This window comes from Aeromonas sp. MR19 (assembly GCF_963899305.1).
GTDB classification, from domain to species: Bacteria; Pseudomonadota; Gammaproteobacteria; order Enterobacterales; family Aeromonadaceae; genus Aeromonas; species Aeromonas bestiarum.
The window spans coordinates 1,209,175-1,222,655 of record NZ_CAWQWZ010000011.1; the positions used below are offsets into that span (position 1 = coordinate 1,209,175).

The 13,481-nt window shown below is 62.5% G+C and carries 11 protein-coding genes; 3 read left to right on the forward strand and 8 right to left on the reverse strand.

Annotated features, from left to right (window positions below):
• Positions 1-29 precede the first annotated feature (29 nt).
• Positions 30-2,666: a nitrate reductase gene (locus AACQ95_RS11270; protein ID WP_241278622.1), complete on the reverse strand. Its 2,637-nt coding sequence runs from the start codon at positions 2,664-2,666 to the stop codon at positions 30-32.
• A 362-nt stretch (positions 2,667-3,028) separates the two neighbouring features.
• Between AACQ95_RS11270 and AACQ95_RS11275 the strand changes: the two genes are divergently transcribed.
• Positions 3,029-3,544, forward strand: coding sequence for an RNA methyltransferase (locus tag AACQ95_RS11275; RefSeq protein ID WP_241278623.1), 516 nt, complete (start codon positions 3,029-3,031; stop codon positions 3,542-3,544).
• Between the two features lie 237 nt (positions 3,545-3,781).
• On the opposite strand, the gene AACQ95_RS11280 is transcribed toward AACQ95_RS11275, so the two are convergent.
• Positions 3,782-4,519, reverse strand: a complete 738-nt coding sequence (locus tag AACQ95_RS11280; protein WP_241278624.1) for a hypothetical protein — start codon at positions 4,517-4,519, stop codon at positions 3,782-3,784.
• Positions 4,520-4,727: 208 nt separating this feature from the next.
• On the opposite strand from AACQ95_RS11280, the gene AACQ95_RS11285 reads away from it, so the two are divergent.
• Complete coding sequence (locus AACQ95_RS11285; RefSeq protein ID WP_043138135.1) at positions 4,728-5,156, forward strand: universal stress protein; 429 nt, start codon at positions 4,728-4,730, stop codon at positions 5,154-5,156.
• Positions 5,157-5,233: 77 nt separating this feature from the next.
• Here AACQ95_RS11285 and AACQ95_RS11290 read toward each other — a convergent pair whose 3' ends face one another.
• The 6 genes from AACQ95_RS11290 to gpt form a co-directional block, all read right to left on the reverse strand.
• Complete coding sequence (locus tag AACQ95_RS11290; RefSeq protein WP_043138133.1) at positions 5,234-5,869, reverse strand: murein L,D-transpeptidase catalytic domain family protein; 636 nt, start codon at positions 5,867-5,869, stop codon at positions 5,234-5,236.
• A 156-nt stretch (positions 5,870-6,025) separates the two neighbouring features.
• Positions 6,026-7,279: a glutamate-5-semialdehyde dehydrogenase gene (locus tag AACQ95_RS11295; RefSeq protein WP_241278625.1), complete on the reverse strand. Its 1,254-nt coding sequence runs from the start codon at positions 7,277-7,279 to the stop codon at positions 6,026-6,028.
• A gap of 87 nt (positions 7,280-7,366) precedes the next feature.
• On the reverse strand, positions 7,367-8,470 hold the full coding sequence (gene proB, locus AACQ95_RS11300) for a glutamate 5-kinase (RefSeq protein WP_103472602.1): 1,104 nt from the start codon (positions 8,468-8,470) through the stop codon (positions 7,367-7,369).
• Between the two features lie 208 nt (positions 8,471-8,678).
• Positions 8,679-9,071, reverse strand: a complete 393-nt coding sequence (gene crl / locus AACQ95_RS11305) for a sigma factor-binding protein Crl (RefSeq protein ID WP_043138124.1) — start codon at positions 9,069-9,071, stop codon at positions 8,679-8,681.
• A gap of 62 nt (positions 9,072-9,133) precedes the next feature.
• Positions 9,134-10,402: an esterase FrsA gene (gene frsA, locus AACQ95_RS11310; protein WP_241278626.1), complete on the reverse strand. Its 1,269-nt coding sequence runs from the start codon at positions 10,400-10,402 to the stop codon at positions 9,134-9,136.
• A 119-nt stretch (positions 10,403-10,521) separates the two neighbouring features.
• Positions 10,522-10,989: a xanthine phosphoribosyltransferase gene (gene gpt / locus AACQ95_RS11315; RefSeq protein WP_042866764.1), complete on the reverse strand. Its 468-nt coding sequence runs from the start codon at positions 10,987-10,989 to the stop codon at positions 10,522-10,524.
• Positions 10,990-11,917: 928 nt separating this feature from the next.
• Here gpt and AACQ95_RS11320 point away from each other — a divergent pair.
• A complete protein-coding gene (locus AACQ95_RS11320) occupies positions 11,918-13,369 on the forward strand; it encodes an aminoacyl-histidine dipeptidase (RefSeq protein ID WP_042866766.1) in 1,452 nt (483 codons plus the stop codon).
• Positions 13,370-13,481: the final 112 nt, after the last annotated feature.

The following is a 13,481-nucleotide window of genomic DNA, read 5'->3' on the forward strand; positions in this document are numbered from 1 at the left end:
GGCCTCACAGTAAGATCGTGTACAGGTTCTTAAGCTGAGGCGATAAAAACATGCTTAATCAACAGCTTGTCTATCTCTGGCAGGCAGGTTCCGCAGTTGCTGCCACAGCCGAGCAGGGCCTGCAGCCCCGCCAGCTCGCTCACCCCCTGCCGGGTGATGGCGTCGACGATGCGCAGCTCCGACACCCGCAGGCAGGAGCAGACCAGTCGGCTATCCCCGGCCAGGGCCGCGCCCAGGGTCTGGCTCAGGGCTCCCGCCTGCAAGGGCGTGCCGAGCAGGCTGGCCAGCAGGTCGACCTTGATGTCAGGCCACCGCTCCCCCACCAGCAGCAGGCCCTCGATGCGATCCTGCGCCAGCGCCACCGCGAGCCAGCCCTGCTTGAGCGGCAGCCGCAGCCAGCGGCCCGCCACCCCCAACCGCTGCCACAGCGCCTGTGGCCCCTCCGACCAGGAGGCCAGCAGGGTGCAGTTGCCTTCGGGCAGGGGGCGCCTGGCCCACCAGTCCACCGCCTCCCCCCAGGGTTGCTGACCGAGCCAGAGCCCCTGCCAGCGGGTTTGCTGCGGCTCGGCCATCACCCGCCCCTGCTTGAACATGGGCTGGCCCGAGAGGGGATCCACCACGGCGGCGATGAGGCGGTTGACCGCCCCCTGGCTGCACTGGCTGTCGGTCCAATGCATGGGCAGGAAGGCCTCCCCCTCCCTCAGCCCCTCGTCCACCCCGATCAGCAGCCGAGCCTCACCGAGCCCGTTGCTCAACCGCACCAAATCCCCCTCGGCCAGCCCGAGCGCCAGCAGGCTGGCGGCGCCCACCCGCAGCTTGGGCCAGGGTTCGGCCTCCTGCAGGCGGGGCACGTGGCCGGTGCGGGTCATGGTGTGCCACTGATCCCGCAGCCGGCCCGAATTGAGCAGCAAGGAGAGGCCCGCCGGCTGCAGCACAGCTTTTGGCTCGGTGACAGGTTCGGGGGGAAAGTGCTGGGCCAGCGGCAACAGCCGGGCCCGCCCATCCGGCGTGGAGAAGACCCCATCCTCGAACAATCGGGCACGGCCGCTGGGCCAGGCGGCGTTGACCGGCCAGCTCAGGGGCGCCAGCGCTTCGAATTCGGCCCGACTGAGGCGGGCCAGCCCCGAGATGTCGAACTGGCGGCCCCCCTCGTTCTCGAAGCCCGACAGGGCCGCGTGTTCGCTGAAGATGTCGTGCTCGTGCTCATAGGCAAAGCCCTCGCCAAAGCCGAGCCGGCGGGCCAGCTGGGTCAGCGCCCACCAGTCGGGCATGGCCTCCCCCGGCAGGGGCAGGAAGGCGCGCTGGCGGCTGATGGTGCGCTCCGAGTTGGTGACCGTGCCGCTCTTCTCGCCCCAGGCGGCGGCGGGTAGCAGCAGGTGGGCGAGGCGCGCCGTGTCCGTGTCCGCCGTCACCTCGGAGACCACCAGCAGCTCGCAGCGGGCCAGCGCGTCGCGCACCCGGTTGCCGTCTGGCAGGGAGACGGCCGGGTTGGTGCCGAGCACCCAGAGCGCGCGTATCTCCCCGCGCGCTACCGCCTCGAACAGCGCCACCGCCTTGTGGCCCGGCCCGCGCACCATGGTCGGGCTCTGCCAGAAGCGCTGCACCCGGTCGCACTCGACCTCGCCAAAGCCCATGTGGGCCGCCAGCTGGGTCGCCAGCCCGCCTACCTCGCGCCCGCCCATGGCGTTCGGTTGCCCCGTCATGGAGAAGGGGGCAGCCCCCGGCTTGCCGATGCGCCCGCACAGCAGGTGGGCATTGATGATGGCGTTGGCCTTGTCCACCCCCTGATTGGACTGGTTGATCCCCTGGCAGAACAGGGTGACGGTTTTGGGGGTGCGGGCAAACAGCCGGTAAAAGCCGAGCAGATCCCCTGGCGCCAGGTCGCAGCTCTGGGCCACCGCCTCCAGCTGCCAGGCCGGATCGTCCAGCGCCGCCGCCAGCGCCTCGAAGCCGCTCACATGGCGCGCCACGTAATCCTTGTCCCAGCCGTCGTGATCGAGCAGATAACGGCAGAGACCGTTCCACAGCGCCACGTCGCTGCCAGGCTTGAGGGCCAGGTGCAGATCCCCCTGCTCCGCCGTCATGGTGCGCCGCGGATCCAGCACCACCAGCTTGAGCTCGGGCCGCCGTGCCCGCGCCTGCTGCAGGCGACGAAACAGCACGGGGTGGGTCCAGGCCGTGTTGGCCCCCGTGATCACCACCAGATCCGCGAGCTCCAGATCCTCGTAGCAGGCGGGCACCAGATCCTCGCCGAAGGCACGCTGATGGGCCGCCACCGCCGACGACATGCAGAGCCGGGAATTGGTATCCACGTTGGCACTGCCCAGATACCCCTTCATCAGCTTGTTGGCGACGTAGTAATCCTCGGTGGTGAGCTGACCCGACAGGTAGATGCCGATGGCCGATGGCCCGGATTCGGCCAATATGGTGGCAAACCGGCTGGCCAGGGTATCGAGCGCCTGATCCCAGCCGATGCGCTGCCCCTGCCAGCGCGGATAGAGCAGACGGTCGGGAAAGTCCAGACTCTCCAGCAGGCTGGCCCCCTTGACGCAGAGGGCGCCCGCGTTGGCCGGATGCTGTTCATCCCCCTTCAGCTGCCAGCTTGCGCCCTCCCGGCTCAGCCGGATGCCGCACCCTACTCCACAATAGGCACAGGTGGTGTTCATTCCCTCGCTCCTTGTCGTCCGGCGACCCGGTTACGGGTTGCCTGATTGCCACGGCCCATAAAAAAGGCGTCCGCCCCTGATGGGGACGGACGCCTTTGTCCAGATAAGCCGCATTCACTCTGTCCAGGGATAACTGCAAACCCTGCGCCAAGATGTCAGCCCCTGCGCCACTGCGGCCACTCAGGCCGAGTTGCGCCGGGACGGTGCAATTGCCCCCTTCCGGGGCCCCGTCGAGCAAAAAGAGGCCACCGCCGGCCAAGACGGGCCTGCAAGCGGCAGCGCTCCCAGGCAAGCCTCGACATGCATGTCATGGGCAAAGCGCGAACCGGGGGTATAATGCGGCCGCCACAGAGGAGAACAAGATGAAAGAGTCAGGTTATGGCTGCCCAGAGCAGGCCGATCCACAGTCGCCAACGCAGGCGGCACCGGGCTATTGCTGCATCGGACTGGTCAATCCCAAGTCACCGGAGAACGTGGGGGCCGTGATGCGCGCCGCCGGTTGCTACGGGGCGGACGAGGTCTACTACACGGGCAACCGCTTCGAGCTGGCGCGCCGTTTTGCCACGGATACCAAGCAGATGGTGGACAAGATCCCCCTGCTCGGGGTCGATAACCTCATGGAGATGGTCCCGGCCGGGTGCATCCCCGTGGTGGTGGATCTGATCGAGGGCGCCACATCGCTGCCGGACTATGTCCACCCGGAGCGGGCCTTCTATATCTTCGGCCCCGAGGATGGCACCCTGGATCCCGCCCGTTATGGCACAGTGAAGGATGTAGTCTATGTACCGACACAAGGCTGCATGAACCTGGCCGCCTCGGTCAACGTGATCCTGTATGACCGCTTGGCCAAGCGCCTGCGGGCCGGGCTAACAGAGTAAAGCTGTGGTCTATGTGACCACACGGCAAGGCTGCATAAGCCTAGTCGCCTCGGTCAAGGTGATCCTGTACGACCGCTTGGCCAAGCGTCTGCGGGCCGGGCTAACAGAGTAAAATGTGGTCTATGTGACCACACGGCAAGGCTGCATAAGCCTGGCCGCCTCGGTCAAGATGATCCTCTATGACCGCTTGGCGAAACGCCTGCGGGCCGGCTTGTCATAACGGCGTCACTGCTCCCCTTACTTCTGCACCCTTTGTTCCAGCTCCTTGATAAAACCACGGTAGTAATCATGGAGTTGGTAACGGCGATAGATCTCGGCCAGGGTACCGCCCCGGATCAGCCGCACCATGCCCTGATCCCAGAGCTGTTGCAGACGCCCCCCTCGCTCGGTATCGGCAAAGATGGGGTAGGTCGGGATCCAGCGCAGGAAGGTGCGCTTCATGTTGGCGGGGATGGTATCGGCCGAGTAGAGCACACCTGCGGTCAGGTAATAGCGGTAGCGCTCCTTGGCCAGCAGCTGCAGCGCCATGTCGTGGCTGTCGATCTCGTGCCAGCGCATGTTGACCGGGATGTACTTGTCAAAGGCCCAGCCCCTCAGCCACAGCACTCCCTCTCCTTTCAAACTGGTTTCGCCAAGCCATTGGGGCTGCCACTTCTTGAGCATCAGCACGGTCAGATCGTCGGCCGAGGCGGGATAATCCGGCTGGCGCACACCGCTGACCTCATCCCGATAGACCCCCATCGCCATGTCTCCCCCTCTCTGCGCCACCACAGCCAGCGCCCGTTTGTAGGGCACTAGGTGCGGGATCACCTCATAGCCATGGGGCTGATAGATGGCCCTGACGATATCCAGATAGACACCCCGCCCATCCGGCTGGCAGAAGCCGGGCCAGTCATCGCAATAGACATGCAGGGGATCGGCCCGACCGGGCAGGGAAAACAGAAGAAGCAGCAACGACAGCAGCAGACGAACCATGTTTCACAATTTCCTCGGTGGCGATGTTTTCATCCGACGGATCAGCCAGCGCGATGAATGCACCCAAGCCATACCACATCATAAGAAGATATGGCGCTGAATCACCTCTTTTTCCCAGTTTTGAGAGCGAGTCGAGGGTTATTACCCTCTGAATGGGTATTATTGACAATAAGATTCATTAGTAGCCCAACCATAGGGGAGCCTTCATATGTCATCCATCAAAACCCTGCTCTGCCCCGTCGATTTTTCCCAGATGTCCCAGTCTGTGCTCGACTATGCGGTGTTCATGGCCCGGAGCCATCAGGCTGAACTCAAGCTGGTCCATGTGGTGGACCAACTGCACGGTTTCGACAGCTACAAGATCCTGCACATGACCGCCATCGAGATCACCCACGAGATGGAACGCCAGGCCAAGACCCAGCTGAAAGAGCTGGTCGCCAGCCTGCCCATTCCCGCTACCTTCGAGGTACGCTTCGGCCGCGCCGCCGACGAGATCGTCATTCAGGCGAAAGAGGAGAAGGTCGACCTGGTGGTCATGGGCAGCCACGGCCGCTCCGGCCTCAGCCACCTGCTGGTGGGCAGCGTCGCCGAATCCGTGGTGCGTCACGCCCCCTGCCCCGTGCTGGTCGTGCGTTAACGCCCGGCTCGTTCACCGCGTAACAGATAACAATAAGGCCAGCACTCGTGCTGGCCTTATGCATGGATGCGTGCACCTCAGCCGTGGGCATAGATGACGCTTCCCCCCTTGATGATGTCTATGATGGCCCTGGACTGCTCCTTGGGTAGCGCGGGGCAACCCCAGCTGCGGCCCAGCTTGTCATATTTGCGCAGGTGCCGCGGGCTGGCATAGTCGGCGCCGTGCACCACTATGGCACGCCTGCGGGCATTGCTGTTCTTGCCCGGGCTCAAGCCATCGAGGCGCAGCGAGTAGCCATGCTTGCCCTGATAGGTCTCGGCGGTACGATAGACGCCGAGGGAACTCTGCATGGAGTTGAGCTGATTGGAAAACTGGCGGGCCGCCAGCTCGCCCGAGTTGCGGCCGTGGCTGACCCAGGTGTGGTAGAGCAGCTTGTGGCGTTTCACGTCGATCACGAACAGCCGGCGCTGGGTCGAGGGTTTGCTGTAGTCGATGATGGTGAGTATGGGTTTGCGCTTGTGGCGCACGCTCTGATAACTGTTGATGGCCTGGCGAAACACCTGTTTGTCGAGCTTGCCTGCCAACCCCAGCTGGCGATAGAGATCCTGATCCCAACTGGCGTGGCTGCTGGTGCTGAAACAGAGCGCCCCCAGTAGCAGCGGCAAGCTCAACCAGAGCCATCCTGGCCGCGCAATCCAATCTGTTTGCTTCATCCTTGAATCTGCTCCCGTTTTTGTTGGTAGTGCAGTGTGCAAAATATCGCCACACCCTGCTGGATAGTTATATGCAAGCCCCTGATGGGGCGCAAGAAAAGAGCATAAAAATGCCGACCTGAGTCGGCATGGTTCCAGCAGGCGTTGGCAACGTCCTCAGGCACGGATCAGATAATCCGCCAATCCCACCCACTTGTAGCTGGTGAGCTCGGTCAGTCCCATGGGGCCGCGGGCGTGCAGCATCTGGGTCGAGACCGCCACCTCGGCACCCAGCCCGAACTGGCCACCGTCGGTGAAGCGGGTGGAGGCGTTGACGTAGACGGCGGCCGAACCGGCGCCATTGACGAACCGCTCGGCATTGCTCAGATCGTTGGTGAGGATGGCATCCGAGTGGCCGGCGTTATGCTCGCGCATGTGGGCCAGCGCCTCGTTCACGTCCGCCACCAGCCGGACTCCCAGAGTCAGCGAGAGCCACTCGGTATCGAAGTCTTCCGGGCCCGCCTCGCGCAGCGTGTCGGCGCCAGCTAGCAACGCCATGGCGTTGGGGGCGGCCACCAGGGCCACCTTGCGCTCGTTCATCAGGCTGACCAGCTGCGGCAGCAGGGCGGCGGCCACCTTTTCATGCACCAGCAGGGTATCGAGGGCGTTGCAGGCGGAGGGGCGCTGCACCTTGGCATTGTCGATGACCGCCAGCGAGCGCGCCAGATCTGCGCTCTCGTCCACGAAGACATGGCTGATGCCAAAGCCGCCAATGATGACGGGGATGGAGCTGTTCTCCTTGCACATCTTGTGCAGCCCGGCACCACCGCGGGGGATGATCATGTCCACGTAGCGATCGAGACGCAGCAGCTCGCCCACCAGCGCCCGATCCGGATTGTCTATGTACTGTACCGCATCGCGTGGCAGGCCGGAGGCGGCCAGCGCGCTCTGGATCACCTGCACCAGCTCCAGGTTGGAGTGGAAGGTCTCGCGTCCGCCGCGCAAGATGCTGGCGTTGCCCGTCTTGAGGCAGAGGCTGGCGATGTCGATGGTGACATTGGGACGCGCCTCGTAGATGACGCCTATGACACCGATGGGCACCCGGCGGCGAGAGAGGCGCAGGCCGTTCTCCAGCACCCGGCTGTCGATTTCGGCACCGACCGGATCATCCAGGGTGATCACCTTGCGCACGTCCGCCACTATCCCCGCCAGCCGGGCCGGGTTGAGCAGCAAGCGATCCAGCATGGCGTCCGACAGTCCGGCCTCGCGGCCGGCCGCTATGTCCTTGTCGTTGGCGGCCAGGATCTGGCTGCTGCGCGCCTCCAGCTCATCGGCGATGGCGGCCAGCGCCCGGTTTTTCTGCGCCGTGCTGATGGTAGCCAGCTGATAGGCGGCTTCGCGGGCCGCCTGCCCCATTTTCTCCAGACTCATGATTTTGTCCCTTTCTGGGTGCCACCTTACAGCAGCACCATGTTATCTCGGTAAATGGCCCATGATCGCCGTAGCGAACCGGCGGCCTTACAGCAGCACCATGTCATCTCTGTGAATGGCCACGGCGCCATAGCCATAGCCCAATATCTGTTCTATCTGATCCGAGTGAACGCCCCGCAGCTTCTCCAGCTCCAGATGGTCGTAACGGCAGATGCCGCGGGCCAGCTCGACGCCCTTGGGATCGAGAATGCGCACTACATCGCCGCGCACGAAATCCCCCTTCACTGAGACTATGCCCTTGGGCAGCAGGCTGGAGCCCTTATCCTGCATGGCGGCCACGGCGCCCTGATCCACCTGGACTTCACCGTGCGGGGGCGGGCCGGCCAGGATCCAGCTCTTGCGCCCTTCCAGCGGCGAGGCCAGCGCCGGGAACAGGGTGCCGATGCGCTCGCCCTTGGCGAGACGGCCTATCACCTCCGGCATCTGGCCGGTGGCAATCACCACCTTGACCCCGGCCCGGCGCGCCACGTCGGCCGCCTGCAGCTTGGTCGCCATGCCACCGGTACCGAGGCCACCGACGCTGCCACCCGCCAACTTGCGCAGTGTGTCGTCTATGGTCTGCACCTCTTCGATCAGCTGGGCATCCGGGTTGCTGCGCGGATCGGCGGTGAACAGGCCGGTCTGATCGGTCAGCAGGATCAGCAAGTCGGCATCGGCCAGAATGGCGGCGCGGGCGGAGAGGTTGTCGTTGTCACCCACCTTGATCTCGGCGGTCGCCACGGCGTCGTTCTCGTTGATGACCGGAATGATGCGGTGATCGAGCAGGGTGCGCAGGGTATCGCGGGCATTGAGGTAACGCTCCCTGTCTTCCAGATCGGCGCGGGTCAGCAACATCTGGCCGATGTGCAGCCCATAGAGGTTGAACAGATCCTGCCATACCCGAATGAGCTGGGTCTGGCCAACCGCCGCCAGCATCTGCTTGTTGGGCAGGGTAGGCGCCAGTGGGGGGTGACCCAGATGTTCACGCCCGGCGGCTATGGCCCCCGAGGTGACCACCACGACTCTGTGGCCGTGACGGTGCAGGGCCGCACACTGTCTGACCAGCTCCACCATGTGGGCACGGTTAAGCTGGGAAGATCCCCCGGTGAGCACGCTGGTGCCCAGTTTGACGACTATGGTTCTGTTTTCCATGGGAGCAAGAAGGCTGAAAAGTAAGGAATCCCTTTATACCCACGGCCCTGTTGCCCTGCAAGGCAATTAAGCCCGCAAGCGCTGCGTGGACCAGGGAAGCTTGCCCTGTGGCAAGAGGCGGCAGGCTTGAAGAGAGGAATGGATAACGGCGGGCAGCGAGACAAGATGGCCCTGCGAGTGAGTGGACGGCTCGCAGGGCATCAGTACATCAGGCGGCGGTGACGGTCAGCTCGTTGGTCACCTGCTCGGCAGGGGAGAGCCGACACTCAAGCGAGGTGAGCTTGTCACTGATGAGCTTGTAGAAGCGGTTGAGGGTGCGATCGACTTCCACCTGATGCTTCTTCGGGATTGGCTTGTTGATCCAGGCCCCTTCCGCATTGTAGAAACCGACCTGATAGTGATAGCTGAAGCTGTGATCCTGCTGCTCCAGCACCAGCCACCAGCCCCAGAACTCCCGCTTGTCCGGCGCCGGTTTGGCGCTGACGCAGACGGAGAGACAGTCGAAACGGTAACGCCCCTCTTCACACAGATCTTCACGTAAATAGGGGCCAATCGCGGCAAACTGCCTCAGCAGTCGCTTGTAGGTCACTCTTTCTGACATGTTAACCTCCCTGTTGAACAAGCCACATCATCCTGGGATGACGTTATTTTTTTAGCGCTATATCATGTACATAGGTGCTTTTTAAGCCAGTCGACCATCTCTTTCAACGCCTCGTCATACACCTCCAGCAAGGGTTGCTTGTCGAACACCACCGCCTTGCCATTGCGGCTGGCGGACGCCAATGCCCGTACATCCTGCTCGGGACAAATAAAATCTTTCTTGTGTCCGATACTTAGTATCGGCACGGGAGTGCGAGTCCCCAGCAATCCTTGCGTCTTGAGGGAAAATACCTGGCACTTGGTACGCAGCGACTCCCACTGGGCCGCGTCGGCCCCCAGACGATTCGCCAGGCCATCGCGCATCATGCGCGGGCAGCGGACGAACATCTCCTGATTGGTGAACACCTGATTGACGCCTGCCCCTATGCAGACCACTGTCCTGAGCTTGAACGGCTCGATGAAGGCGAGGCGCGCCGCCACATTGCCCGCCAGACGAAAGCCCACCATGGCGATGCGCTGATGATCGACCCAGGCCACCTCGGACAGGTGGTTCAGCACGGCCTGATGCAGCCGGCTGGTGTCTTGCACCAGTGGCCAGTGCTCGGCATAGCCGATACCCGGCATATCCAGCGACAACATGCCGATGCCGTTGGGTTCCAGGCATTTGAGATAGAGGTTGAGGAAATCGACCTGCAACGAGTCGATGCCGCCGCTGACGATGACCAGGGGCACGGGTTTGTCCGTGGTCGGCAGATGCAGGTAGCCCTGAATGCTCTTGCCACGAAATGGCACCTGTATCTCTTTGAGGGGCACCTTGAACAGGCGGCCCGCCTCGCGGTAGGCCATGTTGCCGAGCAACTGGGCCTGATCCGCCAACTCGTCATTCTTCAGATGGGGATAACTGGCGATGGAGTAGTAACGCACCGCCCTGAGCAGATCCTTCAGGGCTGCCGCCGAGTCACCCTGCTCCACCAGGGCGCGGCCCTGATTGAAGTAACGGCCGGCCAGCTGGCTCCACTCATAGACCCAGTTGCCGGACACATAGCCCTTGATGGTATCCAGGTAACGCTCGTGGGTGCGTTCCCCTTTTCCCATGGCGATGCAGGCCAGCGTCTGTTCCACCTCGACCGGATCCGCCCCCTGCCAGGCCCAGGTTGGCCGGCGCAGCAGACGATACCAGCGCGACGACATGGAGCCATCGATAAAGGTCTCGTCCAGATTGGCATCTTGCTCTTCCACCGGGCTGCTGTTGGAGATCTCGGAGGTCTCCAGCACCTTCTTGACCCGGGTAAACAGCTTCTCGGTCAGGTTAAGGTCGTCGTTCAAGTCCAAAGTAATTACTCATACGGTCAGGCAATGGCTCCATCTTAACCACTTTTCCCGCCCGGCAGCCAGTTGCACCATAAAAAAACAGGGCTCCATATAGGAGCCCTGTGAAGCTGATTCGGTGCTTACTCTTCGTCGCAGATAGGCTGGGCAAACTCCAGCGCCATGTCCCAGGGCTGCTCGATCCAGGTATCCTGCGGGATGGCGACTTCGAAGTCATCCAGCAGCTGCTCACCCATGGGCTTGGCGAAGATGGCGATGAACTTGGCCTTGGGGTAGAGCTCGCGGATCGCCTTGGCGGTAGTGCCTGTGTCCACCAGATCTTCCACCACCAGCCAACCTTCGCCATCACCGGCCGTGGTCGCCGCTTTGACGACCACCAGCTCGCGCTGGCTGTTGTGGTCGTAGCTGGAGATGCACAGGGTTTCGACATTACGGATGCCAAGTTCGCGGGCCATCAGCGCGGCCGGTACCAGACCACCACGGCTGACCGCTATGATCCCTTTCCACTGGCTGACGGGCAGTTGACGACGGGCCAGACGGCGCGCTTCACGTTGCAGGTTATCCCACGACACGTAGAATTTTTTTGGCATGTTATCGATCTCGAAGAGTTATATAAAACAATTACTTAAAAATAATCACCTCGCGTTTTCACGCGCGGCTGAGTCAATGCTGGCGCCCCTGCTTCCCGAATTCGGCTTGCACGTTGGCGGCCTCAGGGCTGGTACCTCGGCAGCAAAAACAGATGCAATGAAAGCAGGATGGGCATAGCTGGCGGCCATGTCGTTTGGAGGAAAGACCGCAGACAGGCTGTTGGGCCGGCATGATAGCATCGTTTGCGGATAAATTGACTGGCAAACGTATGCGAAATGCAGGAAAAAGCGTCCCGGCCCCCTGCCATCCCGCCCGGCGTCAGGCATATGCCCACGCTTCACCACACCCGTTCCCGCCCGTTGCAGATAAAAAAATAGCAGGGGGAGGATGACATCCTCACTCACCTGCTGCTTCACATCTTGCTGCTTGTCCCCGGCGGGGCGCCCCTGCTTAGCGGTAAGCGAAGGGATTCGGGTAGCTATAACCCTGGGTGTAGAGCGATTGGGCAAACCAATAGGTTGAATTGCTGCCTGACATAGTAAAACTCCTGATTGCTTAACAAGTTACGTACCTTTATGCGGGCTCAGATCCTTGAACAGACACTCGGTTCCATGGAGGCGCACTTGCTTTGCTTCGGTTCCCTGGAGGCATTCATCGTCATCCTGACGGGTGGCGAACCACTGCCACCAATTTACCAGCCGGCGCCATAAACACAATATTTTTGTGACGTACATCACACAATTTCTTTTGTGCTGGGCATTGTCACCTCAACCTCGGCTGTACGCTGCGAACAACCCGATTACCAGCACAAGCCGCGCGCAATTTGCGCTGATCGCTCACATTTTTGTGTGATTGACTGTATTATCGTTATCCTCTTCCTCGGCCCTCTGGGCCCGGTCAATTTCCGTGCTGGTAAGGAGTCCCGACGTGGCACAGCTTAGTTCTCTCTCTCCCCAACTGATTTGGCATTTCTTCGAACAGATCTGCTCCATCCCCCACCCTTCCAAGCACGAAGCCCGTTTAAGCGCCTGGATAGTCGAGTGGGCCCAGGGGGAAGGCCTGGCGGTCAAGCAAGACGCCGTCGGCAACATCATCATCAAGAAACCGGCCACGCCGGGGATGGAAAACCGCAAGGGTGTGGTACTGCAGGCCCATATCGACATGGTGCCCCAGGCCAACGCCGACACCCAGCATGACTTCACCCAGGATCCCATCGATGCCTATATAGACGGTGACTGGGTCACCGCCCGCGGCACCACCCTGGGCGCCGACAACGGCATGGGCATGGCCGGCTGCCTGGCCGTGCTGGCCGACAAAAACCTCAAGCACGGTCCGCTGGAAGTGCTGCTGACCACGGACGAAGAGACCGGCATGACGGGCGCGTTCGGGCTGGAAGCGGGTTGGCTGGAAGGCGAGATCCTGCTCAACACCGACTCCGAAGAGGATGGCGAGGTCTACATGGGCTGCGCCGGCGGGGTGGATGCCAATATCCGCTTCCCACTGGAGCTGGTCGCCGCCACCGAGGGCGAAGGGTTCGAGCTGCAGGTGAAGGGGCTGCGTGGCGGTCACTCCGGGGTCGATATCCATCGCGGTCGTGGCAACGCCAACAAGCTGCTGGTGCGCCTGCTGAAAGCGGCCGAGCCGCTGGGCCTGCGTCTGGCCGAAATCCACGGCGGCACCCTGCGCAACGCCATCCCGCGCGAAGCCCGCGCCAAGCTGCTGGTGCCCGCTGCCCACGTCAATGAATTCAAGGCCCTGGTCGACCGCTATGCCGGCATCTACCAGAGCGAGCTGGCAGCCACCGAAGCCAACCTGACAGTGCTGCTCACTGCTCAGGAGAAACCGGCCAAGCTGATGAGCGAAACCCTGCAGGCACGCCTGCTGGACTCCCTGATGGCCTGCCCGAACGGCGTGATGCGCATGAGCGATGCCATTCCGGGCGTCACCGAGACCTCCACCAACCTGGGCGTCATCAAGACGCTCGACGGCGAGGTGTATGTGCAGTGCCTGATCCGCTCCCTCATCGACTCCGGTCGCGAGAGCGTCGAGCAGATGACCCGCTCCCTGTTCAATCTGGCCGGTGCCAGCTGCGAATTTACCGGGGCCTATCCTGGCTGGGCGCCGGATGTGGACTCCCCCGTGATGGCGCTGGTACGCAACAGCTACCAGACCCTGTTCGGCGAAATGCCCAACGTCATGGTGATCCACGCAGGCCTGGAGTGCGGCCTGTTCAAGAGCGCCTATCCGGACTGGGACATGGTCTCCTTCGGCCCGACCATACGCGGTGCCCACTCGCCAGACGAGAAGGTACACATCCCGGCGGTCGAGCGCTTCTGGCAGCTGCTGGTGCACGTGCTGGAGCAGATCCCGGCCAAATAAGGCGCCGGTTCCTCTGTACTTGCAGTCGACCTGATGCATACCCCGCCAAGTGCGGGGTATTTTTTTGCACGCATGTGGCCGCCACCGCCAGGCACACCTGGCTCCTGAGGGT